Raw genomic sequence first — 25,947 nt, 5'->3', positions numbered from 1 at the left:
CGGCGACCAGGACCGGATCTGTCCTGGTCGCGTCCTAGCGTCCTCCCCATGAGCACCCGAACCGCGATCCGCCTGCTGTCCATCGACTTCGACTGCGCCGACCCCGTCACGCTGGCCCGCTTCTACGGCGCCGCGCTCGATCTGCCCGTCGTGTACTCCAGCGACGACTTCGTCCTGCTCGGCCGGGACGGGGCGCCCGGTCTGGGCTTCGTCCGGGTGGACGACTACCGGCCGCCGACCTGGCCGGACCCGGCCCAGGGCAAGCAGGCCCACTACGAACTGGGCGTCGACGACCTGGACGCCGCCCACGCCCGGATGCTGGCCCTGGGCGCCGTGGAACCGGCGCTGCAGCCGCATCCGGACGAGCGCCGCGTCCTGCTGGACCCCGCCGGGCATCCGTTCTGCCTCTCCACGCAGATGTGAGCTACGAGCAGCCCTCGAACTGCGGGACGTGCGTCGTGACGTTGAGGCCCGAGTCGCGGAACCAGCGGTGCAGGAGGCGGGTCGCGGTGCCGTCCTGGTAGATCTCGGTGAGGGCGCGGTTGACGGCCTCGCAGCGGGCCAGGTCGCCCTTGGGCAGGCCGATGCCGTACTTCTCGTCGGTGAACGGGGCGTTCACGATGCGGGCGCGGCGGCCCGCAGCCAGGCCCGCCAGGATGAGGTCGTCGGTCGAGACGGCGTCGATCTCCCCGGCGTCCAGGCGGTCCATGCACTTTCCGTAGGTCGGGGTCTCGACGCCCCGCGCGGCGATGCCGCGCTCCTCGGTGACGCGGCGCCAGGAGTTCGAGCCGGTCACCGCGCAGATGCGCTTGCCCGCCAGGTCGCGGACGTCGCCGATCGAGCGGTCGTCGGCGCGCACCAGCGTGTCCTGGTGGGCGACGTAGTACGGGCCCGCGAACGTCACCTGCGTCTTGCGCTTCGGCGTGATCGAGTACGACGCGACGATGAGGTCGACGTTGCGCGCCTTCAGCTCCGCCTCCCGCACCGACGACGGCGTCGTCCGGAACACGACGCGGCCCGGCCCGTACCCGAGCCGTTTCGCGATCTCCCGCGCCATCGCGACGTCGAAGCCGTCGTACTTCTTCGTCCGCGCGTCCAGCAGGCCCAGGCCCGGCTGGTCGGCCTTGACGCCGATGACCAGTTCGTCGTCGTTCGCGGGCCCGAGCGAGCACCCGGCGACCGCCAGCGCGACGGCGGCGGCCGGGGCCAGGACGAGACGGCGCATGATCCCTCCGGACATCAGCGGAACTCGGCCAGCCGGGGGCGGACGCCCGCCAGCACCAGGACGGCGGCGGCGAGCGCCGCGACGGGCGGTATCCACTCCCAGCCGCGCAGCCCGTCGTCGCCGCCGCGGACCGCGGTGCGCATCCGGTGCGCGTGCGCCTCCCGCAACGCGACGACGGCCCGGTCATAGGCGTCGAACCGGGCGGTCGCGCCGGACGTGCCGCGGCTCATCCGCAGGCTCACCGCCTCCGCGCGGTCGCCCCGCGCGACCAGGTCGCGGATGCGCCGGTCGTCGCGCTGCACGTCGCGGTAGGCCGTCAGGACCCCGGCGAGGCGCGCCCGGACCGACGGCGACGCCAGCCGCGCCTCATCCCCGAAGAACCCGAGGAACGTCCCGCGCGGATAGGCGTCCACGATCCGCTCCAGGCCCTTGTAGTAGGTCGCGAGGTTGCCCGGTTCGCCCTCGCCCGGCTCGACGTAGAGGACGGTCTGCGACTTGTCGAGATACGTCTGCGCGTAGGTGTCGGCGCGGCCGGGGTCGAGCAGGAACCGGCTCTGGTCCGCGAACGCGCTGTGGCTGATCGCCCGCGCCCGCGACAGGGCCAGCACCGAGTCGAACCCGCCCTCCTTGGCCTCGCGCAGGTCGTCGGCCTGCGCGGACAGCATGAGGAACCCGGCGCCGGTGAGCGCCAGCGCCAGCACCGTCGCCAGCGCCAGCGCGGGGTTGAGCGTGCGGCGGAAGTCGCGGGCCAGGTAGACCTGCGCGGCGACGAGCGCGAGCAGCACGAGCGCACCGGTGCCCAGCACCCAGTTCCGTCCCGACAGCACCTCCGAGCGGCGCGTCTCGTACGCCTGCCGGACGGTCGCGCCGCTGTCCAGCGCGACGTTGTACGCCTTGGGCAGCAGCTCGATCTTCATCAGGTCCGACGCGCGGCGGTAGGTCGCGACGACCTCCCGCGTCGGCTCGCCCGCCGCGTAGCCGGACTGCCGCGCCAGCAGCATCGCCTCGCCCGCGAGCCGCTGGTAGCGGCCGAGCCCGTCCAGCACCTCGCGGACGGTCCGCAGCCGCTCGGGGTCGTCCCCGGCGAGCTGCGCGGCCTGCACGGCCGCCGCGCCCGCCTGCCCGCGGAACTGGTCGTAGCGCCGCGCCGCCGCGTCCCGCCCGGCGCCGCGGCCGGTGAGCAGGATGTCGGCGACCTGCGCGTCCATCGCGCTGAGCGCGAAGTACAGGTCGCCGGTGACGACGACCTGCGGCCCGGCGTCGTGCCCGATCGCCTGCACGCCCGACCGCGCGTTCCCGACGGCCGCCGCGAGCGCGACCGTCAGCAGACCCACCAGCACCAGGAGGACCGCGACACCCGTCCGGATGCGCCCCGGAACCGTCCGGACCGTGAGTCTCCGCCGCACGGCGGACTGTTCCGGGCGCACCGGCGTCATCGTCATGGGCCCTCCTCGGCGCGGTTGAGCGTCAGCGTCGTCCAGGCGCCCACGTGCACGCGATCGCCCGGCTGGAGCGGGACGGGCGTGTTGACCGGGATCGGGTCGAGGCCGCCGTTGATCGTCGTGCCGTTGGTGGAGCCGGGGTCGACGACCGTCCAGCCCTCCGGCACCGCGATCAGGACGGCGTGCGCGTGCGAGACGCCCGGGTCGGCGGGCGGGACGCCCAGGTCGATCTCGGGCAGCAGCCCCCGCGACGTGCTGCGCCGCCCGATCCGCACCTTGTCTCCGATGAGCGGAATGGTGCGCGGCGGGCAGTACGGCGGGAACCGGAGCCCGCCGGAGTCGGGGCCGTCCTCGGCCTGCACGGTCGCGAAGTACTCCCGGTCGGCGGCGATCGTCACCGACCAGCGGGCCAGGACGCGCGGCTGCGACGCCGGGAACTCCTCCGGCGGCAGCGGCCGGGGCGGGCGGCCGTCGCTGAAGCTGAACCCGCAGTCCTCGCAGAACCGCCCGCCCGTCCGGGGCGCGGAACAGAACGGGCAGACCGGCATCGGATCAGCGCCCCTGCCGCGTCCGGACGGTCCGGACCGACCGGGTGTCCAGCGACATCTCGTCGGCCTTGGCGACGTCCTTGCGGAGCCGCACCGTGCCCGACTCCTCGTCCACGACCTCCACGACCCGGTCGAGCAGCCCGGAGATCTGCTCGTTGCCGACCTGTCGCGCCAGCCGCACCGCGCGGCCGAGCCGGGCCGTCGCGGTGTCCTCGTCGCCGTCGCGGCGGGCCGCCAGGCCCTCCTGGATCGCCTCGGCCAGCTCGCCCTGGTCGGTGTGCCGCGCGACACGGCCGTTGATCAGCGTCGCCTTGGCCTCGTCGTCGGTCCACTCCGCGAGGATGTTCGCCGCCGCCAGCTCCCGGTCGCCCGCGATCAGCTTCACCCACGCCGCACGCATCTGACGGCCCACGTCGCCCGGCGGGACGTGCACGCACACGTGGTACTCGCGGGCCTCCGCGCCCCACGCGCCCAGCGGGTAGTCGGCCGTCTGCGGGCCGGACGGCGCCGCCTTCGGCGTCAGGTCGTCCAGCACCGGCACCATCTGCTTCACGAACCGGACGGTCGCCTGCTTCGGCGTCCACACGCGCAGCGCGACGTCCGCGACGCCCTTGCCCATCGCGCGTTCGGTCAGCTCGCGGAAGCGGGACTCCAGGTCGGCGGGCTCGGGGACGTCCAGGAACGTCCCGAGCAGCGCCCCGGAGATCTTGCGCAGCTCCGCGACGACCCAGTCGGTGCCGACGCCGAGCGCGTCGCAGGTGAACGCGCCCGCGCAGGCGCGCAGGGCGCCGTCCAGCTCGGCGTCGGTCTCGTGCTGGTTCTTGCCGTCGGTGAGCAGGATCGCGTGCCGGACGGCGTCGTCGTGCGGGGCCAGCAGCCGGTGCGCCATCAGCAGCCAGCCGCCGATCGCCGTGCCGCCCGCCGGTTCGACGCGGCCGATCGCGTCCAGCGCGTTGCGCCGCGTGTCCGGCGTCATCGGGACGAGCCGGACATCGCGCGTCGGGAAGATCATGCGCGGCTCGTTCGCGCCGACGATCACGCCGAACAGGACGCCGTCGCGGATCGCGTGCACCGCCGCGCGCGCCGCCGCCTTGGCCGCCGCCATCTTCCCCGAGTACGACATCGACCCGGACGCGTCCAGCACGATGACCTCGGCCGCGCGCGACGCCCGCGCGACGCCGCTCGCCTGCACGGTCAGCACGGCGTGCATCTCCCGCCCGCCCGCCGGCAGGTAGGGGTTCTGGTCGACGGTGAAACCGAACTGCGGGACGTCGCTCAACGGGGGCCTCCGTCCGTCCGACGCCGGAGACGGCGCACCGGTTCGCTCATCGGGGGGAACTCCTCGGGTTTCGGGGCACGCTCAGAAGAGCGTCCGGGGACGGACGCGGTTCGCCGCGCGGACCAGGCGGTGCCGTTCGGCGGCGTCGCCGGTCAGCTTGGCCAGGCGGCGGTAGGTGTCCTCCAGGGCGCGGCGCAGGTCGGCGTCGCGCAACTCGACGCCCAGCACCGCGCCGGGCGTCTCGGGCACCGGATGCGCGGCGGTGTGGACCAGGGCCGCCTCCAGCACGTCGGCGGTGAAGCGGGCGCGGCGCTCGGTGTCCAGGCGCAGCGCGGTGAGGCGGCGCCCGGCGCCGTGCAGCGCGGCCTCGTCCACGGCGCGGCGGTCCCGGACGGCCGCCGCGACCGCCGCGAGCTGCGCCTCCACGTAGTAGCTGGAGATGCGCGGGACGAGGTCCAGCACCGACTCGGCGGCCCGCCGGTCGCCCGCCGCCAGCCGCATCCGCGCCAGCCCGAACGCGGCGCTGACGTGCGTCGGGTCGGTGCGCCACACCGTCTCGTAGTAGCGGTCGGCGGCCTTCAGGTCGCCCTGGAGTTCGAGCGCGAACGCCAGCGCGAGCTTGGGCGCGGTCTCGCCCGGCATCAGCCCGTACAGGCCGTCGAAGACGCGGACGGCGGCGGCGCCGTCGCCCGCCGCCAGCGCCCGCACGCCCCGGTACCAGACGATGCGCCAGTCGGCCGGGCGCTCGGCGCCCAGCTCGTCCAGCAGCCTGCCCGAACCGTCCAGGTCACCGAGGTGGACGCGGACGCGGGCCAGCGCCAGCCGCACCTCCGTCGTCTGCGTCGGCGCCGCCGCGAGCGCCGCGGCCAGGTCGCCGGGGTCGCGGTCGCCGAGCTTGCCGAGGAACGCGGCGGCCTGGTCGGCGTCGTGCACCAGCGGGACCGGCAGCGCCGACGCCGCCTCCCGCTCGCGCAGCGGCGCCAGCGCGCCGCCCGGCCCGTCGTCGCCCTGCGGGGTGCCCGCCGCGTGCGGCTCCGGGCCGAACAGCGTGGACGGGCCGGGGCGGGGGCGTCCGTCCTGCTCGGCCAGCACCTCGCGCAGCACGCCGGTGAGCTGGTCGGCCATCTCCTCCGCGCTCTGGAACCTGCGCTCGGGCATCGGGTGCGTGGCCCGGCGGAGCAGCCGGTCGTACGACTCGTACCGCTGGAGCAGCGGCACCTCGTGCCGGGGCGGCAGGCTGCGCAGGTGGCGGCCGGTGTAGCCGCGGAACGGGAAGCTGAGCACCGCCAGCGCGCGTCCCACCGTGTACAGGTCGGACGTGACGGACGGGTCGCGCTCGGAGATCTCCGGCGCCTGGTAGCCGGGCGTGCCGAACACCGGGCTGTCCCGGTCGAACGCGCGGCGGACGCCGCCGAGGTCGATCAGCTTGAGCTGCTCCTCGGACTGGATCGCGTTGTCCGGCTTGAAGTCGCAGTACAGCAGCCCGACGTTGTGCAGGTAGCCGAACGCGCGCAGCACCTCCAGCCCGTAGGCGATCACCTGGCCGAGCGGCAGCGCCGCGTCGCCGCCCTCCTCGCGGCGGCGGCGCAGCAGGATCTCCTTCAGCGACTCGCCGCCGACGTACTCCATGACGATGTAGCCGGCGCCCTCGTGCCGCGCGAAGTTGTAGATCTTCACGATGTTGGGGTGCTCGACCTCGGCCAGGAACGCCCGCTCGGCCGTCGCGGCCGACCGCGAGTCGGCGTCGCCGGTGTCCAGCAGGCCCTTCAGCACCACCCACCGGTAGCCGAGCACCCGGTCGCGCGCCAGATACACCCAGCCGAGACCGCCGTGCGCCAGGCAGCCGAGCACCTCGTACTGGCCCGCGACCATGTCGCCGCGCTTCAGCTTCGGCGCGAACGAGAACGCGTGCCCGCAGTTGCGGCAGAACCCCTCGGTCCGGCCCGGCCGCCCGTCGCGGGCGCGGCCGACCTCGGCGTCGCAGCGGCTACAGAACCGGCGCGCCTCCGGGACCTCCGGGTTCGCCATCACGGCCGACGCCGGGTCGCGGTAGGGCACCGGCGGCACCTCGACGAGCCCGGCCCCGAGCATGCCGCGCCGCGCCCGCGACGACCCGGTGGAGCCCCGCGACCCTCCCCCGTCCGGCCAGGTGGCGCCGGTGCGCGGATGCGGCACCGAGGCCGCCGACCCGACCGGCACGGCCACCGGAGCTGCCTGCCCCGCCGCGTCCCCGACCGGTGTGAGGCCGCAGCTCGCGCAGACGCCGTCGCTGAGGACGCCGTCGCATCCCTGGCGGGGGCAGCGCGCGTCCGGCGCGGGCGTCACGGCCCGGACGGCCTCGCCGCACGTCTGGCAGGCGCCGTCCACGAGGACGCCGCCGCAGCCGTCCTCGCCGCACGTCTCGACCGCCCCGGCCGACACCGGCGCCATGCCGCACGACGCGCAGAACCCGTCGGTGACCTCCCCGCCGCACCCGGGCTGCGCGCACCTGCCCGCCTTGACCTCCACGACGGGCACGGCCACCGGGGCGAGCCCGCACTCCCCACAGAACCCGCCCTCGACGATCCCCCCACACCCGGCCTGCCCACACACCCGCCCAGCAGCACTGAACCCAAACGACCCCCGCCCACCCGAAGCGGACGAACCACCCTGCGCGGATGAGCCACCCGACGCGGGCGAATTTCCCGCCGGGGACGATTCGCCCGGAGCGGACGAGCCGCGTTGCGCGGACGAGTCGGGTGGAGTGGGTGAACCTTGGGCGGGGTGGGAGCCGTACGGATCGGCGGGGTTCGGTGCGGCGGGGGTGCTCGGGGTGGGCTGGCCCTGCGAAGCTGCCGAACCTTGCGATTCGTACGAAGCCGGCGAAGGTCGGCCCGGCTGAGGGAGGGGGGCGAGGCCGCAGACTTGGCAGAAGCCGTCGGTGATGGCGCCGTCGCAGCCGTCCTGGGCGCACTGCTCGGTCATCGGCGCGTCCCCGTTCCCGTCTCGGCGGCGTTGATCGCACGCTGATACTGCGCCACGGCGGCGGTCGCGCGCCGCAAATCGCACGGTGCTGACCACAACAGGTCTTTCGCGGCGGCGTGCAGCCGGGTCAGCTCGTCGTCCTCGACCAGGCCGAGCCGCGCCGCCTTCGCCTGATACGCGCCGAGCCGCCCGCGCAGCTCGGCGCGCCGGTCCAACAGCCCGGTGCTGAGCGCGCGGTGCTCGTTCGCGCTCGCCAGCGCGGCCCGCGCCGCGCGGTCCAGGTCGGCGACCCGCGCCGCGACGTCGCTCCACCGCCCCGACGTCCGCAGCGCGTCCAGCGCGACGAGCCGGTCGCCCAGCGCCGCCGCCACCGGCGACGCCTCCGGCACCCCCGGGTCCACGATCTTGACGACGACGGTCGTCCGCGCCCGCCGCGCCTCCTCCTCCGCGTCCGCCACCGCGCCGATCAGCGCCGCCAGCTCCCGCGTCCGCGCGTCGTACCCGTCGCGGACCTCCACCGCCGCCATCAGCTCGTCCCGGCGCCGCGTCAGCTCCCCGCGCACGCCGTCCAGCCGCGCCGTGTCCGCGACGCCGTCCCGCACCTGCGACAGCGGGTCGGTGCGCACCGTCCGCCCCAGCGCGGTCAGCTCCCGCCCCAGCCGGTCCAGCACCGGGTCGCGGCCCGCCCCCAGCCGCTGCGCCAGCCGCGCCGTCTCCCGCCACGCCTCCTCGGCCGCCTCCAGCGGCACCAGCAGCGCCGTCCACGCCGCGTCCGCCGCCGCGATCACCGCCGCTGCGCGCTCGAACGCCTCCGACATCCGCGCCACGGCCTCCCGCAGCGTCACCCGCTCCACCGGCGGGCCCAGCAACGTCCGCTGCTCCAGCGGGATCTCCCCGCCCGGCATCTCCACCGCGTCGCCCGTCAGCAGCCGCGTCAGCGTCGCGAGGTCGTCCGCGTCCGGCCTGGACCGCCGCGCCCGCACCGCCACGGCCTCGTCCAGCACCCGCTGGTACTCGGCGAACAGCCGCCATAGCAGCGCCACCCGGTCCTGCACCTCGTTCCAGCGGCGCCACGTCTCGCCTTCCAGCGACGCGCCGTCCAGCAGCCGGAACCCGTCATGCCCGTCCAGATCGAGCAGCGCCGCCGAGATCCGCTCCCGGTCCGCGCGCAACCCTCGCAGGGAGGCGTCGATCGCCTCCCGCCCCAGGGGCGCCCCTGCCCCGCTCGTCCCATGCTCCGTCACTGGGCCCCGCGTTCGGTGTCGGTCCGTCCCGTCCGAGCCACCCGTCCGATCCAGCACGTCCTCCCTCCGGTCATGACGACTACAGCGTGCACCGGCGGGCTTGGATTCAGTGTGATCGGTGACACTTTGGGAGACAAGTCATCCGGCTGTCCCGCGAACAACCGGGATGAGTCGCACTTCACGCCCCCACCCTCGCACCGTTATCCACAGAATCGTGTTCGGGTGCGCAGAGGGGCGGGCCGTGCTCGTACGTTGATCCAAGCACGGGACGGCAGGTGGGAGACGTCCCCCGCACGCGGACGGAGATGATCGAGAGGTGTGAGACGTTAGTCGCGCCCCTGAGCGGAGACGAACAACGAAGAACCGGACGGCGAACGGGATGGCGGCGGTGGACGACGAACTGCGGGCGCGGATCGAGCGCGAGTACGGGCCGCTCGTGCCCTACCTGGCCGGGCTGCGCGCCCCCGCCGGCACGGTCGGCTGGGAGGCGCACCGGGCCGCGCTCGACGCCTTCCTCGCGGGCCGCGTCGCCGGCGACCCCGCCGCGCTCGCCGCCGTCCTCACCCCCGACGGCGAAGCCCTGCGCGTCACCGAGACCCAGTCCGCCGACGTCCGCGACACCGTCGCACGCCTGCTGGAGAGCGGCGCCCGCGTCCTCCTGCTGGCCCCCGGGAACCACCTCGCCACCCTCGTCGCCGCCCTCGACGACGGCACCGGCGCCTTCATCGTCCACCTCACCGAAGACCCCCCGCGCCCCAGCCCGGTGCCCGCCGCCCCCACCGCCCGCCGCAACGGCGGCACGGTCGAGTTCGCCGACCCCAGCCGTTCCCCGTCGACCGAAACCCGCCTCGACACCCAGATCGTCCCCGAACTCCCGGACGACCCCCGCACGACCCTCTTCGCCCGCCCGTCCACCCCCGCACCGAACGACGCGCCAGGCTCCCCGGACGACACCGCCTCCCCGTCCGAGACCACAGCCGCCTACAGCCTCCCCACCCCGTCCGACCTCGCGACCCGCACGAACCCCCAGCCCAGCACGCCCCCGCACACCGCGCCGGAACGTCTCAACGACGAAGCCGCCTCCAGCGCCACAACACCCACGCAAGCCGACACGAACCCCACACCGTCACGAGACGGAACAGAGCCCCCCGCAGCCACCCGCGCAAACCCGCTGCCTGCGCCCCCCAGCGACGGGCCGGACCTCCCCCGCACCGCTCCCCCCTCGAACACACCCCCGTCCACGCGCGCGAACCCCCTGCCCAGCACCACGCCCCCGAGCGATGCGCCGGACAGTCCCGGCACCACCCCGGCCACCCGCGCGAACCCGCTGCCCAGCACCACGGCCCCAAGCGACGCGCCGGACAGTCGCGACAACACCGCCGACACCTCCTCGGTCACCCGCGCGAACCCGCTGCCGAGCTCCGAGTTCCCCCACGGCGTAGCGGACCTGCCCGACAGCGACGTCCCGCCCGCAAGCACCTCCCCGGCGCCCGAAGCGACCCGAGCGAACCCCCTGGCGAGCGCCGAGACCCCGCACCCAGACACCACACCGTCCGCGACGGCACCCCTGCCGCCACTGAGCGACGTACCCGACTCACCGACCTCCGCGGACACGCAACGCCTGCCGACCGTGCATCCCGACACGCCCGGCAAACAGCCCGCACCCCACCCGAGCGCCGCCGAAGCCCCGTCCACCGTCACACCCGAGCCGCCCAGCGACGACCCCACCTCGGAGCCGACCCCGCCGCCCGCACCCGGCACCCCCGCCCCGCCCTCCGACGCCCCTCGCCCGACCGCACCCGAACCGCCCCACGAGGGCCCCACCGGCACCCCCCGCGCAGGCGTGCCCCTCCCGGCCGAACCCCACCAAAGCGACCCCGCCTCCGCTCACCCGGCCACCACCGACCCGCAGTCACCGCCCGCCCACGGCCCCACAGGCACACCCATCGCCGGAATCACCCCCCTCCCCGACGAGGAACCGGACACCCCGGCAAGACTCACCCCCGGCCTGGGAACCCCCACTCCTGAAACCCACGACGCGGACACAACCGACACACGCACGCCCGCCGCCGAACGCCCATCCGACGCAACCCCGTCCGCGCCGGAAGCACCCGCCACGGCCACGCCCCCCGCCGGAACCCCCATCCCGGAACCCGACGCAGCCACTTCCAGCGCGCGCACACTCTCCCCCGACACGAGCGCATCCGCCGCAAGCACCCGCATCCCCGAAATGCCCGGCGCGAACACGACCGCCACCGCAGTAACACCCGACCCCGCAACACCCGACGCGAACACGACCGTCGCAGGAACACCCCTCCCTGGAACGCCCGGCACGGACACGTCCGACGCCACCACGACCGCCGCAGGTGCACCCGACCCCGCAACACCGGGCGCGAACACAACCGACGCGGGCACGACCAGCGCGACCACCACCGATCCAGGTACACCGGCCCCCGGATCATCCGGCACGGGCGCAACTCTCGCGGGCTCACTCGCCCCAGGAACGCCCGCCGCAGGAACACCCGTTGCGGGCGACGCCGCCGAGGAAACGGCCGCGCCCGAGACGTGGGTGCGCGGCGCCGTCGTGCGTCCCGTCGGTATGGCGTGGCGGGAGGCGTGGGAGGCCGAGGAACGCCTGCTGCGCCGGGGATTGCTGTGGCTGGAGCAGTGGCCGCGCGACGCGGCCGCCGTCCGTGCGCTGGAGGGTGAGCACCAGCGCCGCCGCGAGGCCGCCGAAGCCGGAATCGCAGCGCAGCGCACCACCATCGACGAACTCCGCCAAGCCGCCGAGACGGCCCACGACGCGATCACCGAGGCCGAAGCGGCCCGCGACCGCGCCGCCGCCGCGCACGCCGAGGCCGCCGAAGCCGCCGTCGCCCCTCGCGCCGAGGCCGACCGGCTCATCGCCGACGCCGAGGCGTCCGCCGCCGAGGCCCGCGACCGCACCCGCGCCGCCGACGCCGCCTACGCGCGCCTCAACGCCCTCGACGAACGCGCCGTCCACGCCAAGGGCGAGCTGCACGCCGCGCACAACCAGGAGGAACGCCTGTCCGGCGACCTGGCCCGCGCCCGCGCCGAACTCCCGGACGTCGTCGCCGAGGCCGACCGCCTGGGCAACGCCGACAGCGAGGCCGTGGGGCTCGGCCACCAGAGCTACTACCGGCTGGCGGCGGCCGAGTCGGCGCTCGCCGCCGCCCGCAGCCGGATGACCCGCGCCCAGCGCCTCCACCTCGCCGCGCCGCCGCCGGAGATCAAACGGCTCCGCGACGAGGTCCGCGACCGCACCCGCGAGGCGAGCGAGGCCGCGCAGCAGGCCAAGGGCGTCAAGGAGGCGGCCGACCACGTCCGGCAGCGCCGCGAGCAGCTCGAACGCTTCATCGTCGAGGGCGGCGAGCACCTGACGATGGCACAGCAGGCCCAGGCCCGCCTCAACGAGGAACTGACCCGGCTGTCCGCCGAACGCGAGACGGCCACCGCCGCCCACCAGGAGCAGGCACGTCTGGCCGCCGAAGCCGTGGACCGCGCGACGCAGACCAGCACCGTCGCCCGCCACGCCCAGCAGGTCGCGCTGACCGCCGAGCAGCAGGCGACCACGGCGGCCCGCTCCGCCGCCGACGCCGCGGCCGCGGTCTCCCGCGCGCAGCAGGCCGCCGCGGCCGCCGCGTCCCGCGTCGCCGACGCCGAAGCGGCCCTCGACCGCCAACGGGCCGACGCCGACGCACGCACCGCCACCGACGAGCAGGAACTGACCGCTGCCCGCGAGGTCGAGGAGCGCTCCCGCGCCCAGGTCCGCGAGGTCATCGGCGCCGATCCCGACCCGTCCGACCTGCCCGCCGCCACCAACCGCGCGATGGCCCGCCTGGAGCAGATCGCGACCCTCCTGTCCGACGGCGGCGACCGCACCCCCCTCCTGCAAACCGCCGACGTCGTCTGCGGCTCCCCCACCACGATCGGCGCACTACTGGGCGGGTCAATGACAACGGCCCAGCACACCCAGCCGTCGTCGCAGGCCGCTAAGCCCGCCCTACCCCACGACGTCCTCATCGTCGCCCACGCAGGCGCCCTCACCGACGCCGAATTCCTCATCGCCGCCATCCACACCCGAACCTGGCACCTCTTCACCACCCCCACCGACCACCTCACCCCCTACGAGGGCCACGAGCCCCCCGCCCTCCCCCTGACCACACGCCTAACCCCGCCAGACACAGCTCCCACCACCGCCCCGCCCACTTCCCCAATCCCACAAGACACGGCTCTCACCACCGCGCCCCCCGGCCCGAAACCCGGCCCCACCTCCCCCCGCTCGAACACCGGCCCAAGCCCCACTCCCGGCCCAGACTCCGACCTCGACCTCGGCGCCGACCTCGGTCGTGACACAGGCCCCGGCCTCGCGAACGACACCGGTCCCAACACCGACGACGCCCCCAAGCCGAACCCCGGACCTCCCACTTCCCACTCGGGTCGCAACCCCGACTCCAACCTCGGTTCCGTTCCCGGCCCCCTCCCGGGACTCGACCCCGAACTCGATCCCGATCCTGGCCCCCGCTCGGGCCTCGACTCCGACCCCGAACTCGATCCCGATTCTGGCCCTCGCTCGGGCCTCGCCACCGACACCGAACTCGGTTCCGGTGCTGGCAACGACACCAACCCGGACTCGGACCTCGGCTCTAAGCCCGGCCCCGACACAGGCCACGGCCTCAGTCCCAGCAACGACACCGCCCCTGACCCCGACACCGGCTCAGACACCGGCTCGCGTTTGGGCCCCGACGCCAACTCCACGCCCGGCCTCGAACACGATCCCGGCGGCGACGCCGACCCCGATCACGACACCGGACCAGACTCCGGCTCAGTCCTGGACCTCGACTCAAATCCCGATCCCAGCTCGGACCCAAGCCCCGGCTCGCAACCGAGCGCCAGCACGACCCCCGGCCCCGACGCGGAGGCTGGCGCGGACGCGGAGGCTGACGCAGACGCGGAGGCTGACGCAGACGCGGGATTCAGCGCCCCTGGCACGAACCACGGTCCCGGCTTCAGCCCTCACTCGGACCCCGCCGTCACCTCCGGGACCAACCCGAACCCCGACACAGGACCTGTCCCCGCCTCCAGCCCTAGCCCCGGCTTCGGCACCACAGGAGAGAGCCCCTCCGGCCGGACGGCCGCCTTCGGCATCCCCCGCATCCCCGACCGGCCCGACGCTCCCGCATCCGAGCCCCCGCCCACATCGCCGCCGCCACCCAAGGCGGGTCAGAACGGGCACGAGGAACCCACGTGACCCGGCCCCACCACAGGACGACGCACCACACCGCCAAAGAGCGACGAGAACCGTAACGGCGCACGGCAGAGCCCGGCACGGGTACGGCCCAGCCCGGCGCAGTGCGGGCCGCCACGGCACGGCGCGGTGCCGCGCGGGACGGGGCAGCACGGGTGCGGAGCGGGTCGGCACAGCCCAGCGCGGTGCGGTGGGGTGCAGCGCGGCTGCGGCCCAGCACGGGGCGGTCCGGCACGGCGCAGCACGGGTGCAGCGCAAAGCGAGGCGGGTCGGCACGACCCGCCACAGTACGGCCCGTCGCGGCGCAGCGCCGGGCAGCCCGGCGCGGGTCGGCGCGGTGCGGTGCGGTGCGGTGCGACGCAGCACGGCTGCGGCCCAGCACGGGGCGGTCCGTCACGGGGCGGTCCGGCACGGGTGCGTCGCGGGCCGGGGCGGGTCGGCACAGTGCGGCCCCGGCGCGGCGCGGGGCGGCGCGGCGCGGGGCGGCGCGGGGCGGCGCGGCGCGGGGCGGGGCGGCGCGGCGCGGGGCGGCGCGGCGCGGGGCGGCGCGGCGCGAGGCGGCGCGGGGCGGCATGGCGCGCACGGGTGCGGTGCGGTCCCCGGTAGTGCGGCCCTGGGCGGTGCGCGTCCAGGCTGGTTGGCGCGGGGTGGGTGATGTGGGTTGGGTTTGAGTTTTGGGGTGTGGGACGGGATTGGGGCGTTGTGTCGGTGGCTTGTGGGCGTGCCCACCGCGCTGCGGCCGCCGCGCCGCTGCGGGGCCTGTTCGCGGCGGTGGTGTCTAGCTGGTGGCTGGTTGGCTTGGTTGTGAGTGTTTGCTTGTCGGGGTGGCTTGGTCAGGGGGTTGGGGTGGGGGTGTGGCGTTCGCGGGCTTCCAGGAGGTCGTCCCAGTGGTCTGAGGTCCAGGCGCAGGCGGCGGCCAAGGGGTGCAGGACGCTGTGTCCTAGTTGGGTTAGTTCGTACTCGACGTGGGGCTTGGGGCCGGGGAGGACGGTGCGTTGGACGAAGCCGTCGCGTTCGAGGGAACGAAGGGACCGGGTGAGGACCTTCGGTGTGACGCGGTGCAGTGGCACGCGGAGCTCGGAGAAGCGGCGAGGACCGTCCTGAAGGCAGCGCAGGACCAGCGCCGCCCATTTGTCCCCGAAACGGATGGGGTTGAGCGACGACGGGCAGAGCTCGTCGAAGAGGTCTGCGGGCAACGGTTCCCTCATGGGCCGCACCCTAGCCGGTATCCGATCGGTCACCACGGACCCGGTTAGCGTCGCCGCACACGGCCGGGGCGAACCGCGCGACGGCCGGGCGGAAGGGACGGTCCATGAACATCGTGATCTTCGGGGCGGGCGGCCGGGTGGGGCGCGCGGCGGTCGTCGAGGCTCGGCGGCGCGGCCACGCGGTCACCGCCGTCGTGCGCGAGCCCGCGCGGTACCCGGACGGGACGGCCGTCGCGGGCGACGTCACCGACGCGGACGACATCGCCCGCGTCGCCGCAGGCCAGGACGTCGCCGTGCACGCCGCCGCCGACCTGTCGGCCGACCCCGCCGCGTTCTTCACCACCGCCGCGCGCGCCCTCGCCGAGGGCCTGAGCGCGGCGGGCGTGCAGCGGCTCGTCGCGGTGGGGCTCGCGCCGGTGCTCCCGGGTCCGTCGGGCGCCCTCCTCATGGACGAACCCGGCTATCCGCAGGAATACCGGTCCTTCTACCTCGGGCACGCGGCCGGACTGGACGAACTACGCTCCAGCCACCTCGACTGGGCATACCTGGCCCCGGCGGGCGACTTCGACCACGACGGACCTTCCGGTCACGCCTACCGATTCACCGACCACGGCGACCCTACGGCCCGTATCACCCCTGCGGACTTCGCACTCGCCCTGATCGACGAGGCCGAGACGCCTCGCCACCGCGCCGCGACCGCGAGCGTGACGACCCCGCAGGGCACCTGACGCCGCACCGGTCCACGCGTCCCGGAGCGCGCCCGGCCAGCCCCCGGGCTCGACCGTCCGGCTCCAAGAAGGGCCGACGTAGCCACGCATGCGCGCACCCGGCGCCGCCCGAGCGATCAGCGGGCCGACTGCTCCACGCGACGTGACCGTCCAGCCCCTGCATGGGGCTGGACGGTCCGACACCGAATCGGCGGACGGCCGGGAGGCGCGTCAGTCGTCGTCGTCCTTGCCGCCCACGAGGACGTTCAAGATCCAGCCGACGACAGCGACCACGATCGCGCCCCAGAACGCGGGCCAGAATCCGTCCACGTCGAAGGGCAGGTCGAGGCGCTGGGCCAGTTCGCCGGTGAGCAGCATCAGCAGGGCGTTGACGATGAGGCCGATGAGCCCGAGCGTCAGGACGTAGAAGGCGCAGCCGAGCGTCTTCACGATCGGCTTGATGATCGCGTTGATGAGCCCGAAGATGATCGCGACGCCGAGCAGCGTCAGGACGCGGCGGCCCGTCGTGTCGCCCTCGACGGCGATGCCGTCGATGAGGAGCGTCGCGACCCAGAGCGCGACGGCCGTGATTCCGATCTTGATGAGTATCCGCACAGGACCGATCGTGCCGATCCGTCCCATGCGCCGACATCCCTCCACGAACCCATCTTGGGACGGACCGCCTCATCTTCCCGGATGAGCCCGGCGCCCGATCTCCCGCACGCCCTGCGTAGGGCACCCCACATCGGCCTGGGGCAGCCCTGCTCTTGCGGCCGTCGGGGACGAAGCCGGACCGCCTCAGTCCTCCCGGTCGAAGAACGGCGAGTTCGCCGCCACCTGCGACCTCGCCGGGACGCCCGGCGTCCGAGGACGCGACGCCTGCTCGGCGACCGAAGGACGGCGTCCCGAATCCGGCCCGGGCCTCCGCTGGGGTGCGGACGCCGGGCCTCGCGGGGCGGCCCCGCGGTCCGGAACCGGAGGCCGGGGCGCGACGCCCCGCGCCACGGGAGGAGGTGTCCCGCCGCCCGGAACGGGCTGCCGGGGCGCGTCGCCGTCGCGCGCCGCGGAACGGGGTGCCTCGCCGCCCGGAACGGGCCGCCGAGCCGCGACGCCGCCCCGCGCCACCGGACGGGATGTCCCGCCGGCCGGAACAGGCTGCCGGGGCGCGTCGCCGTCGCGCGTCATGGGACGGGGTGCCTCGCCGCCCGGAACGGACCCTTGAGGCGCGTCGCCGTCGCGCGCCACGGGACGAGGTGTCCCGCCGCCCGGAACGGGCCGCCGAGGCGCCACGCCGCCCCGCGCCACGGGTGTCTCGCCGCCCGGGGCGGGGTGCCGGGGCGCGCTACCGTCCCGCGCCGGGGGCCGCGGCCGGTCACCGCCGCGCCGAGCCGGAGGCCGGGGGGCTTCGCGTCCGGTCGCGTCGCCGCTCGGAGACGGGAGTCGGGGACCGTCCCTGTGCTGAGGCGCATCGCCGCGGCGGTCCGTCCGGGTATCGGCGGTGCGGGCGCGGGCCAGTTCCGTCTGGAGGCGGGAACGTTCCCGTTCGAGGGTGGTGAGCGAGTCGCGCTGCTCGCGACGGGCGTGGCGGGCTTCGCGGCGGCGGCGCACGCGCCGTCCCATGCCGACGAAGATGAGCATGAAGCCGACGATCAGGACGACGGCGGTGGCCGCGCCGAGCAGGAAGACCTGCCACTGGTACTCGATGCCGGGCAGGTCCCGTCCGAGCACCGTGAGCCGCGCGGACGCGCCGTTCTCCAGGGCGATTCCGGCGGTGAGGGCGACGGCGGCCACGGCGAGGAGCAGTCCGAGGAACACCATGGGGCGGTCTCCTTCCCGATCTCCGCGGCGGGGGAGCCGGAGATCGGGACCACCTTGCCAGATTGTGCGCATAAATCCCTAGAAACCGCTGACCATCCGGTCCCGGTTCGCCGCAGCACGCGCCGGGTAGTGATCACTGACGGGAGGGATGCCATGACCGTGCGGGCCATCGTCTTCGACCTGGACGGAGTGCTGGTCGACTCCGAGCCCATCTGGGAGGAGGTGCGCCGCGCCTACGTGGACGAACATGGCGGAACGTGGCAACCCGACACACAGCGGCGGCTCATGGGCATGAGCACCGACGAGTGGTCGGAGTACCTCGCTCGCGACCTCATCGGCGGGCTCAGCGCCGACGAGGTCGCCTACGGCGTCATCGACCGGATGAGCGCCCGGTACATGAAGTCCGTCCCGCTTCTGCCCGGTGCGGTGGAAGCCGTCGAACGGCTCGGCGAGACGTTCCGGCTCGGCTTGGCCAGTTCGTCGCCCGGCGCCTTGATCGACCTGCTGCTCGGTCAGATGGGCGTCGCGTCCCGGTTCGTGACGACGGTCTCCACCGAGGAGGTCGACGCCGGAAAGCCCGCGCCCGACGGCTACCTCGCCGCCGCCGCGCGGCTCGACGTCCCCGCGCCCATGTGCCTCGCCATCGAGGACTCCTCCAACGGCGTCCGCTCCGCGTACCGCGCGGGCATGCACGTCATCGCGGTCCCCCGCCCGGAGTACCCGCTGGACGACGACGCCGCCGAACTCGTCTCGCACACCGCGTCCGGCCTGGACGAGGTGACGGTCGATCTCGTCCGCCGAGTCGGCGCCGAGGAGCGACCGGTTATCCACAGGTGACATGGAACGGCCTCCGCTGTCACTTGCGGCTCCTACGATGGGGCGCATGGTCACCCCCGTGAGCGAGACGGAGCCGTCGGAGGCACTGCGCACGCTGCGGCGCGTCTTCGGGTACGACGCGTTCCGCAGCGGACAGCAGGAGGTCATCGAGCACGTGGTCGAGGGCGGCGACGCGCTCGTCCTGATGCCGACCGGCGGCGGCAAGTCGCTGTGCTACCAGATCCCGTCGCTGGTCCGGAAGGGCACCGGCGTGGTGATCTCCCCGCTCATCGCCCTCATGCAGGACCAGGTCGACGCCCTGCGCGCGCTCGGCGTCCGCGCCGGGTTCCTCAACTCCACCCAGGGCATCGACGAGCGCCGCACGGTCGAGGCCGAGTTCGCGTCCGGCGAGCTCGACCTGCTGTATCTCGCTCCCGAGCGGCTGCGCGTCGCGTCCACCGTCGAGCTGCTCGACCGGGGCACCATCGCGCTGTTCGCGATCGACGAGGCGCACTGCGTCGCGCAGTGGGGGCACGACTTCCGGCCCGACTACCTCATGCTGTCCGGCCTGCACGAACGCTGGCCGGACGTGCCCCGCATCGCGCTCACCGCCACGGCCACGCAGGCCACCCGCGAGGAGATCGCCAACCGGCTCGACCTCGCCGGCGCCCGGCAGCACGTCGCCAGCTTCGACCGGCCCAACATCCAGTACCGCATCGAGCCCAAGGCCGACGCCAAGCGGCAGCTCCTCGCGTTCCTGCGCAACGAGCACGCGGGCGACGCCGGCATCGTCTACTGCCTGTCGCGCGCCTCCGTCGAGAAGTACGCCGAGTTCCTCACCGACAACGGCATCGAGGCCGTCCCGTACCACGCGGGTCTCGACGCGCAGACGCGCGCGCTGCACCAGGCCCGGTTCCTCCGGGAGGACGGGCTCGTCGTCGTCGCGACGATCGCGTTCGGCATGGGCATCGACAAGCCGGACGTCCGGTTCGTCGCCCACCTCGATCTGCCCAAGTCCGTCGAGGGCTACTACCAGGAGACCGGCCGCGCCGGGCGCGACGGGCAGCCGTCCACGGCCTGGCTCGCCTACGGCCTCCAGGACGTCGTCAACCTCCGCAAGATGATCGACGGCTCCCCCGGCGACGAGGCGCACCGTCGTCGGCAGAGCCGCCACCTCGACGCGATGCTCGCCCTGTGCGAGACGGTCGAGTGCCGCCGCGTGCAGCTCCTCAACTACTTCGGGCAGCGCGGCGAGCCGTGCGGCAACTGCGACACGTGCCTCACGCCGCCCGAGACGTGGGACGGCACCGTCCCCGCGCAAAAGGTGCTGTCGACGATCGTCCGGCTCGACCGCGAGCGGCGGCAGAAGTTCGGCGCCGGGCACATCATCGACATTCTGCTCGGCAAGCGGAACGCCAAGGTCGCCCAGTTCGACCACGACGCCCTCAGCACGTTCGGCATCGGCACCGAGCTGCGCGACACCGAGTGGCGCGGCGTCGTCCGGCAGCTTCTCGCGCAGGGGCACGCGTCCGTCGAGGCCACCTACGGTTCCCTGGTGCTGACCGAGTCCAGCGGCGAGGTGCTGTCCGGTGCGCAGAAGGTCCTGCTACGCCGCGAACCCGAACGGCAGAAGACGGCCCGCGCCGCGAAGGAACGCAAAGACCGCAAGGCCCCCGTCGAGCTGTCCGCCGACGCCCAGCCGCTCTTCGAGCGCCTGCGCGCGTGGCGCGCCGCCACGGCGAAGGAGCAGGGCGTCCCCGCGTACGTGATCTTCCACGACGCCACCCTCCGCGAGATCGCCACCGTCCGCCCCGCCACCCTCCTCGACCTCGCCGCCATCAACGGCGTGGGCGAGAACAAACTGAACAAGTACGGCGAAGGCGTCCTCGAAACCCTCACCGAGCCCTGACCCGACCCGCCCGCACCGACGGCCGAGGCGCCGCATGCGGTCACGTGGTGTCCGCCGGGCGGCAGCGACGCGCGTAGTAGGCGTACGTCAGCGCGAGCGTCATCGGGCCCCACAGGCCGACCGGGCCGACGCAGATCTTCGCCAGTGCGTCCCACCAGCCGTTCTCGTACGACGTTCCCTCGATGACGCCGTTCCAGGTGAGCACCATCATCACCGAGACCGCCGTCATGACGAGCCCGCCGATCGTCGCCGGGATGATCGCCGCCGACGGGCGGATCGGCTTGCCGCCGATGAGCGGGAGCCAAGCGGGCGCGACCTCCCCCCATCCGCGTACCAGGCCGAGGCAGAGCAACGCCGCCGTCTCCGTGAGCACGCTCAGGCCGAAGACGTACGGGACGCTGATCCACAGGGACGGCATGGTCTCGCCGCCGACCTGTCCCATCGTGAAGTCGAAGGCGAACGGCAGCCGCCACAGGCACGAGGGCAGGAGAAGCAGCGGCAGCGCGTAGGCGGCCCGCAGTGCCCAGCGTGGAACGGGCCGCCGGGTGTCGTCGACGGAAGGGGGCGTGTGCACCAGTTTGATCGCCATGTCCCCAGCCTTCGCGACCTGCGACGACCGGTGATCACCCGCGCGCGTGATCCGGTTCCCCCGCGAGGCGGGGTGCTCCGGTGAACGCGGGAATTGCGGCTAGGGCCGCGCGATGGCGAAGGCTTCGATCTCCAGGAGAAGGTCGGGGTGGACGAGGGCGCTGACCTGGACCGCGCTGCTCGCGGGCGGGTTGCGCGTGTCGACGTGTTCGTCGCGGGCCGTGCGGATCGCGGGCAGGTGGGCGATGTCGGTGACGAAGTAGGTGAGTTTCACGACGTCGGCGAAGGTGGCGCCCGCCGCCGTCAGGCAGTGTTCGAGGTTCCGGAAGATCTGGCGGGCCTGAGCCAGGGGGTCGCCCTCACCGACGAGGACACCGTCGGCGTCCAGGGCGATCTGTCCGGAGATCGCCACGAACCGTCCGGTGCCCGTGACGACGTGGGTGTAGCCGTTGCCGGGGACGACGCCCTCCGGGGCCGGGATGTGCGTGACGTGGTCGCTGCTCATCCGTCGATGATCGCCTACGCCGGTGTCGTCCGGGGCGGGGCGCCGAGGGCGTGTTCCCTGCGGTAGCGGGAGGGCGGTACACCCTTGTGGGCGGTGAAGACCTGGCGCAGGGATTCGGCGCTGGCGAAGCCGCAGCGGGCGGCGACCGTCGCGACGGGCAGCGTCGTGGACCGCAGGAGGTGCGCGGCGGCCTCGACGCGGGCCGCGCGGACGACCTGCCCCGGCGTCCGGCCCAGGTGCAGGGTGAACAGCCGGGTGAGGTGGCGGACGGTCACGGCGGCGCGGGCGGCGAGGGCCTCGGTGCCGAGGTCGTCGGCGGGATGGGCGGCGATGTGGTCGAGGAGCGTCCGGATCGTGTCGTCGCGGGGGGCGGGCGCGGCGGTGAACATGCTGAGCTGCGCCTGGTCGGCGGGCCGCTGGAGGTAGGTGACGAGGTGCCGGGCGACCTGGCGGGCCAGGTCGGCGCCGTGGTCCTCCTCGATGAACGCCAGCGTGAGGTCGAGCGCGCTGGTGACACCGGCCGCCGTGTACACGTGGCCGTCGCGGACCCACAGCGGCGTGGGGTCGACGACGGTGCCGGGGTGACGGGACGCGATGCGGTCGGCGTAGCGCCAGTGGGTGGTGGCGCGGCGTCCGTCGAGGAGCCCGGCGGCGGCGAGGACGGCGGCGCCCGTGCAGACGGACGCCACCCGCCTGCTCTCCCGCGCCAGCCGCCGGACATGCCCGACGAGCCGGACGTCGTCCGCCGCGCGCTCGAACCCGGTACCGCCGGAGACGACGAGCGTGTCGAGCGGCCCGGCGACCTGTTCCAGCGGCTCGTGCGCGCCGAGCGTCAGCCCGGACCCGCAGGCGACCGGCCCGCCGCCGGGCGCGGCGACCCGCACGCGGTAGGGCCGCCCGACCGCGCCGAGGACGTTGGCCATGGCGAGCGGCGTCGTCACGGACGCGACGTCGAGCAGCTCCGCCGCTTCGTAGCAGACCACCACGATCGCCCGATCTCGCACGCCGCAACCCTACGTCCGGCGGACGCGCACCCCAAGAGGACGGACATCCCGGACGCCCGGACGGGACAGCGCGCCGCCGCGCGCGCAGAGTTCGGGGCGAGGCGGCGAACGCACCGCCCCGACCGAAGGAGACGCCGTGTCCGTCGAAACACAGGAGACCCGACCCCGCCCGCACCTGATGACCGGCCATGCGCACCACGGCGTCCTGCGGGCGATCGGACGCCGCTGGCCCGCCTGGTTCGGGCTCGCCGTCGCGTTCGCGACGTTCGCGGACGGAATGCCGGGCATGGACCGGCTCGCGGCCCTGCTCATCAGCATGCCGCTGTTCTACCTGGGCATCGGCGCGGTCCGCCGGTCCCTCGGTGACCGCAGGACGCTCGCCGTCCAGCTCGCCGGACTTGTCGTCTTCGTCGGCCTGGGCGTGGCGGCCCTGGTCGCCGGGGGCACGGCGGGCTGGTGGCTGCTGGCCGCCGGATGGCTCGGCCACGCGCTGTGGGACGGCGTGCACTTCCTGACGCGCCGGGTCGTGCCCCGGGGCTGGTCGGAGTGGTGCGGGGTCATCGACCTGTGCGGCACCGTCGCGATCGGCGCGGTCGCGCTCACGGCCTGAGCCGTCCGTTCCTGGGAGTTCTCTCAGGGTTTTCCCAGCGGATCTCCCTCGCTCCGGGGGCGGCGGGAGGGTTTCATGGCTGACGTGAAAGCCGACAGGAAGACCATCGCCGTTGGGATCGGGTCCGTCGCGCTGCTGGGCGGGGGCCTGTTCGTCGCCGTCCCGGCCGTGGCGGGGCCGAGTCCCGCACCGTCCGCCTCACCGAGCGCGACCAAGACGGACAAGCCACGCAAGCCCGGCCAGCACCGGCATCGCGCCGCCACGCGCGGTGTGCACGGCGAGGCCACCGTGCGGCGCGGGAACGCCTTCCGCGTCGTGACCTGGCAGAAGGGCACGGTCACCGCGCGCGCCGACGGCAAGCTCACCGTCCGCAGCGCGGACGGCGCGTCGTGGCAGTGGACGACCAACGACCGCACCCGCGTTCGCGTCAAGGGCGAGAAGTCCAAGCTGGACGCCCTGCGCAACGGCGCCACGGTCGTCGTCAGCGGCCCGCGCTCCGGCGCGACCCGCACCGCGAACCTCGTCCGCGTCCCGAAGAGCTGACAAAAGGGGGACGGGCGGCGCCGCGATCGGCGCCGCCCGTCCCTTTTTCAGCGAAGGGGAAGGGTGACGCGCACGGTCGTGCCGTGGCCCGGGGACGACCGCAGGACCGCCTCGCCGCCGTGGGCGGAGGCGATGGCGGCGACGATGGGCAGGCCGAGTCCCGTCCCGTCCGGGGCGGGGTCGGCGCGGTGGAAGCGCTCGAAGGCGCGGGCCGCGTTCTGCGGCGTCATGCCGGGCCCGTCGTCGGTGACCTCGATGATCGCCACGGTTGCGGACGCGGTGAGCCGGACGGTCGCCGCCGTGTCCGGCGGGGTGTGCTCGCGGACGTTGGCCAGCAGGTTCCCGAGGATCTGACGCGTCCGCGCCTCGTCGACCGTGGCGCGCAGCGTCGGCGGGGCGTCGAGCGTGAAGACGCGGCCGGGCGCCGCCGCCGACGCGTCCGCGACGGCCTCCCGAGCGAGCGGCACCAGGTCGGCGCTCTCCGGGCGCAGGCCCGCCTCGCGGTCGAGGCGGGCGAGGTCGAGCAGGTCACCGACGAGCCGCGACATGCGCTGCGCCTCCGCCTCGATGCGGCTCATCGCGGCGGGCAGCTCGGCGTCGTCCAGCGCGCCGTGCCGGTACAGCTCGGCGTAGCCCTGGATGGTGGTGAGCGGGGTGCGCAGCTCGTGCGAGGCGTCGGCGGCGAACTCGCGGACCCGGGCCTCGGAACGGACGCGGGCGTGGAACGCCTGCTCGATCCGTTCCAGCATGACGTTGATCGCGGCGGCGAGCCGGGCCGTCTCGTCGCGCTCGCCGGGGCCGGGCATGCGGGCGCGCAGGTCGCCGCCCGCGGTGATCGCCTGGGCGGTGCCGGCCATCCGGCCGAGCGGCAGCAGGCCGGTCTGGATGAGGCGCCGGCCGACGAGCCCGAGGACGGTGAGCAGCAGCAGCGCCGTGATCAGCTCGGTGAGCACGAGGTTGCGGACGGCCGCGTCGATCTCCGCCAGCGGCGTCGCGACCACGACATAGTTCCCGTTCCGGGCAGGCCGCGCGACGGCCCGCAGGTCGGGCAGCGAGAACGGCCGCAGGTCGGCGGCCCGCCGCGCGACGCCCGCCGAACCGAGGCGCGTCAGCTCCGCGACGGCCGGGGACGGGTCGACGTCCGGCGCGCTCAGCACGCGGATTCGCCCGTCGCGGGTGACGACGGCGACGACGAACAGCGCGGGCGCCGTGGTGTCGTCGGGCAGGCCGGGGTTGACGAGCCGGGCGACGGTGCGGTCGCGGGCGGCCTCCAGTTGGCCGTCGACGCGGCGCATCAGGTAGTCGTGCAGGACGAGCGCGCTCACCAGCCCCGTGACCAGCAGCCCGGCGGCCGACACCGCGAGCAGCCCGGTCAGCAGCCGCGCGTTGAGCGTCATGGCTGGAGCGTGTAGCCGACGCCGCGCCGGGTGCGGATGAGCGGCGGGCCGAGCGGGTCGAGTTTGCGGCGCAGGTAGGAGATGTAGGTCTCGACGACCTGCGGGTTGCCGTGGTGCTCCCAGCCCCAGACGTGCTTGAGGAGCTGCGCGCGGGTCAGGACGCGGCCGTGGTGGCGCATCAGGTGGGCGAGCAGGCGGAACTCGGTGGGCGACAGCTCGATCTCAGTGCCCGCACGGCGGACCGTCCAAGTCGCCTCGTCGAGTTCGACATCCGCGACGCGCAGCACCTCGTCGCGTTCGGGCGGCGCGGTGCGGCGCAGCACGGCCCGCACCCGCGCGACCAGCGCCTCGATGGAGAACGGCTTGGTGACGTAGTCGTCGCCGCCGATGGACAGGCCGAGGACCGTGTCGGACGCGGTGTCGCGCGCGGTGAGGAAGATGACGGGGACGTCCTCGCCCTCTTCGCGCAGCACCCGGCACACCTCGAACCCGTCGATGTCGGGCAGCATGACGTCGAGCAGCATCAGGTCCGGCCGCGCGTCGCGCACCGCCGCGACGGCCTCGGCGCCGCTGCCCGCCTCGGTGACGTCGAACCCGTGGAACCGCAGCGCGGTCCGCATCAGGTCGCGGATGGCAGCCTCGTCGTCCACGACGAGCACCCGGCTCCTGTCCCCCACGCGATCGCCTCCAAGGCACGCCCACCCCGCACGCTACTGCGCCCACCCTTTACCCCGCCCTCAGTAACCACACCGGGTCTCGCGGGCCGCCTGGCTGGCTCGCATCGCCGGTGCCGTCCGAACGGTCCGCGGTCGGTGCCGTCCGAACGGTCCGCGGTCGGTGCCGTCCGGACGGTCTGCGGTCGGTGACGATG

The 25,947-nt window shown here is 74.5% G+C and carries 21 protein-coding genes; 7 read left to right on the top strand and 14 right to left on the bottom strand.

Going from position 1 to position 25,947, the window contains the following annotated elements; translation table 11 throughout:
* Positions 1 to 48: 48 nt before the first annotated feature.
* Positions 49 to 423 carry a VOC family protein gene (locus C229_RS0107425; RefSeq protein WP_018654441.1) on the top strand — a complete coding sequence of 125 codons (375 nt, stop codon included), beginning with the start codon at positions 49 to 51 and terminating at the stop codon, positions 421 to 423.
* Position 424: 1 nt separating this feature from the next.
* Here C229_RS0107425 and C229_RS0107420 read toward each other — a convergent pair whose 3' ends face one another.
* The 6 genes from C229_RS0107420 to C229_RS0107395 form a co-directional block, all read right to left on the bottom strand.
* Positions 425 to 1,225, bottom strand: a complete 801-nt coding sequence (locus C229_RS0107420) for a glutamate ABC transporter substrate-binding protein (protein WP_155884635.1) — start codon at positions 1,223 to 1,225, stop codon at positions 425 to 427.
* Positions 1,226 to 1,239: 14 nt separating this feature from the next.
* Positions 1,240 to 2,667 carry a hypothetical protein gene (locus C229_RS0107415; protein ID WP_018654439.1) on the bottom strand — a complete coding sequence of 476 codons (1,428 nt, stop codon included), beginning with the start codon at positions 2,665 to 2,667 and terminating at the stop codon, positions 1,240 to 1,242.
* Positions 2,664 to 3,215, bottom strand: coding sequence for an FHA domain-containing protein (locus C229_RS29840; protein ID WP_018654438.1), 552 nt, complete (start codon positions 3,213 to 3,215; stop codon positions 2,664 to 2,666). Before C229_RS29840 ends, C229_RS0107415 begins: the two co-directional genes overlap by 4 nt.
* A gap of 4 nt (positions 3,216 to 3,219) precedes the next feature.
* Entirely contained in the window at positions 3,220 to 4,494 is a 1,275-nt protein-coding gene (locus tag C229_RS0107405; RefSeq protein WP_018654437.1) for a VWA domain-containing protein, read from the bottom strand.
* 81 nt (positions 4,495 to 4,575) lie between these two features.
* Positions 4,576 to 6,585, bottom strand: coding sequence for a serine/threonine-protein kinase (locus C229_RS0107400; RefSeq protein ID WP_026313537.1), 2,010 nt, complete (start codon positions 6,583 to 6,585; stop codon positions 4,576 to 4,578).
* Between the two features lie 869 nt (positions 6,586 to 7,454).
* A complete protein-coding gene (locus C229_RS0107395; protein ID WP_018654436.1) occupies positions 7,455 to 8,630 on the bottom strand; it encodes a hypothetical protein in 1,176 nt (391 codons plus the stop codon).
* Positions 8,631 to 9,090: 460 nt separating this feature from the next.
* Here C229_RS0107395 and C229_RS34105 point away from each other — a divergent pair, with 460 nt between their 5' ends.
* Positions 9,091 to 13,974 carry a hypothetical protein gene (locus C229_RS34105; protein ID WP_155884634.1) on the top strand — a complete coding sequence of 1,628 codons (4,884 nt, stop codon included), beginning with the start codon at positions 9,091 to 9,093 and terminating at the stop codon, positions 13,972 to 13,974.
* 830 nt (positions 13,975 to 14,804) lie between these two features.
* On the opposite strand, the gene C229_RS0107375 is transcribed toward C229_RS34105, so the two are convergent.
* Positions 14,805 to 15,179, bottom strand: a complete 375-nt coding sequence (locus tag C229_RS0107375; protein WP_018654433.1) for a winged helix-turn-helix transcriptional regulator — start codon at positions 15,177 to 15,179, stop codon at positions 14,805 to 14,807.
* Between the two features lie 104 nt (positions 15,180 to 15,283).
* Between C229_RS0107375 and C229_RS0107370 the strand changes: the two genes are divergently transcribed.
* Positions 15,284 to 15,907, top strand: coding sequence for an NAD(P)-dependent oxidoreductase (locus C229_RS0107370; RefSeq protein WP_018654432.1), 624 nt, complete (start codon positions 15,284 to 15,286; stop codon positions 15,905 to 15,907).
* Positions 15,908 to 16,117: 210 nt separating this feature from the next.
* Here C229_RS0107370 and C229_RS0107365 read toward each other — a convergent pair whose 3' ends face one another.
* On the bottom strand, positions 16,118 to 16,528 hold the full coding sequence (locus C229_RS0107365; RefSeq protein ID WP_018654431.1) for a phage holin family protein: 411 nt from the start codon (positions 16,526 to 16,528) through the stop codon (positions 16,118 to 16,120).
* 156 nt (positions 16,529 to 16,684) lie between these two features.
* Positions 16,685 to 17,704, bottom strand: coding sequence for a hypothetical protein (locus tag C229_RS34865; RefSeq protein WP_205624426.1), 1,020 nt, complete (start codon positions 17,702 to 17,704; stop codon positions 16,685 to 16,687).
* A gap of 153 nt (positions 17,705 to 17,857) precedes the next feature.
* On the opposite strand from C229_RS34865, the gene C229_RS0107355 reads away from it, so the two are divergent.
* Positions 17,858 to 18,541: an HAD family hydrolase gene (locus C229_RS0107355; protein ID WP_018654430.1), complete on the top strand. Its 684-nt coding sequence runs from the start codon at positions 17,858 to 17,860 to the stop codon at positions 18,539 to 18,541.
* A gap of 46 nt (positions 18,542 to 18,587) precedes the next feature.
* A complete protein-coding gene (gene recQ, locus C229_RS0107350; protein WP_033423943.1) occupies positions 18,588 to 20,429 on the top strand; it encodes a DNA helicase RecQ in 1,842 nt (613 codons plus the stop codon).
* A gap of 40 nt (positions 20,430 to 20,469) precedes the next feature.
* On the opposite strand, the gene C229_RS0107345 is transcribed toward recQ, so the two are convergent.
* The 3 genes from C229_RS0107345 to C229_RS29830 all read right to left on the bottom strand — a co-directional run bounded on the left by C229_RS0107345 (position 20,470) and on the right by C229_RS29830 (position 22,505).
* On the bottom strand, positions 20,470 to 21,018 hold the full coding sequence (locus C229_RS0107345; protein WP_018654428.1) for a hypothetical protein: 549 nt from the start codon (positions 21,016 to 21,018) through the stop codon (positions 20,470 to 20,472).
* 99 nt (positions 21,019 to 21,117) lie between these two features.
* Positions 21,118 to 21,522, bottom strand: coding sequence for a RidA family protein (locus C229_RS0107340; RefSeq protein ID WP_018654427.1), 405 nt, complete (start codon positions 21,520 to 21,522; stop codon positions 21,118 to 21,120).
* Positions 21,523 to 21,536: 14 nt separating this feature from the next.
* Positions 21,537 to 22,505, bottom strand: coding sequence for a GlxA family transcriptional regulator (locus C229_RS29830; protein ID WP_018654426.1), 969 nt, complete (start codon positions 22,503 to 22,505; stop codon positions 21,537 to 21,539).
* A 157-nt stretch (positions 22,506 to 22,662) separates the two neighbouring features.
* Here C229_RS29830 and C229_RS0107330 point away from each other — a divergent pair, with 157 nt between their 5' ends.
* Together C229_RS0107330 and C229_RS32675 are read left to right on the top strand one after the other, a co-directional pair.
* Positions 22,663 to 23,136 carry a hypothetical protein gene (locus C229_RS0107330; RefSeq protein WP_205624425.1) on the top strand — a complete coding sequence of 158 codons (474 nt, stop codon included), beginning with the start codon at positions 22,663 to 22,665 and terminating at the stop codon, positions 23,134 to 23,136.
* 75 nt (positions 23,137 to 23,211) lie between these two features.
* On the top strand, positions 23,212 to 23,679 hold the full coding sequence (locus C229_RS32675) for a hypothetical protein (protein WP_018654424.1): 468 nt from the start codon (positions 23,212 to 23,214) through the stop codon (positions 23,677 to 23,679).
* A gap of 47 nt (positions 23,680 to 23,726) precedes the next feature.
* Here the strand turns inward: C229_RS32675 and C229_RS0107320 are convergent, their stop codons facing one another.
* Entirely contained in the window at positions 23,727 to 25,076 is a 1,350-nt protein-coding gene (locus C229_RS0107320) for a sensor histidine kinase (protein ID WP_018654423.1), read from the bottom strand.
* Positions 25,073 to 25,753 (bottom strand): response regulator transcription factor, encoded by a 681-nt coding sequence (locus C229_RS0107315; RefSeq protein ID WP_033423941.1) that lies wholly within the window; start codon positions 25,751 to 25,753, stop codon positions 25,073 to 25,075. Before C229_RS0107315 ends, C229_RS0107320 begins: the two co-directional genes overlap by 4 nt.
* Positions 25,754 to 25,947 lie beyond the last annotated feature (194 nt).

It is taken from the genome of Actinomadura flavalba DSM 45200 (assembly GCF_000374305.1).
Taxonomy (GTDB): Bacteria; Actinomycetota; Actinomycetes; order Streptosporangiales; family Streptosporangiaceae; genus Spirillospora; species Spirillospora flavalba.
The sequence above is the reverse complement of the archived record's forward strand: the minus strand, read 5'-3'. Positions and strand labels throughout refer to the sequence as shown.

Coding starts and splice junctions, on each gene's coding strand:
- C229_RS0107425 (WP_018654441.1), top strand. CDS start 49: ATGAGCACCCGAACCGCGATCCGCCTGCTGTCCATCGACTTCGACTGC.
- C229_RS0107420 (WP_155884635.1), bottom strand. CDS start 1,225: ATGCGCCGTCTCGTCCTGGCCCCGGCCGCCGCCGTCGCGCTGGCGGTC.
- C229_RS0107415 (WP_018654439.1), bottom strand. CDS start 2,667: ATGACGATGACGCCGGTGCGCCCGGAACAGTCCGCCGTGCGGCGGAGA.
- C229_RS29840 (WP_018654438.1), bottom strand. CDS start 3,215: ATGCCGGTCTGCCCGTTCTGTTCCGCGCCCCGGACGGGCGGGCGGTTC.
- C229_RS0107400 (WP_026313537.1), bottom strand. CDS start 6,585: ATGCTCGGGGCCGGGCTCGTCGAGGTGCCGCCGGTGCCCTACCGCGAC.
- C229_RS0107375 (WP_018654433.1), bottom strand. CDS start 15,179: ATGAGGGAACCGTTGCCCGCAGACCTCTTCGACGAGCTCTGCCCGTCG.
- C229_RS0107370 (WP_018654432.1), top strand. CDS start 15,284: ATGAACATCGTGATCTTCGGGGCGGGCGGCCGGGTGGGGCGCGCGGCG.
- C229_RS0107365 (WP_018654431.1), bottom strand. CDS start 16,528: ATGGGACGGATCGGCACGATCGGTCCTGTGCGGATACTCATCAAGATC.
- C229_RS34865 (WP_205624426.1), bottom strand. CDS start 17,704: ATGGTGTTCCTCGGACTGCTCCTCGCCGTGGCCGCCGTCGCCCTCACC.
- C229_RS0107355 (WP_018654430.1), top strand. CDS start 17,858: ATGACCGTGCGGGCCATCGTCTTCGACCTGGACGGAGTGCTGGTCGAC.
- recQ (WP_033423943.1), top strand. CDS start 18,588: ATGGTCACCCCCGTGAGCGAGACGGAGCCGTCGGAGGCACTGCGCACG.
- C229_RS0107345 (WP_018654428.1), bottom strand. CDS start 21,018: ATGGCGATCAAACTGGTGCACACGCCCCCTTCCGTCGACGACACCCGG.
- C229_RS0107340 (WP_018654427.1), bottom strand. CDS start 21,522: ATGAGCAGCGACCACGTCACGCACATCCCGGCCCCGGAGGGCGTCGTC.
- C229_RS32675 (WP_018654424.1), top strand. CDS start 23,212: ATGGCTGACGTGAAAGCCGACAGGAAGACCATCGCCGTTGGGATCGGG.
- C229_RS0107320 (WP_018654423.1), bottom strand. CDS start 25,076: ATGACGCTCAACGCGCGGCTGCTGACCGGGCTGCTCGCGGTGTCGGCC.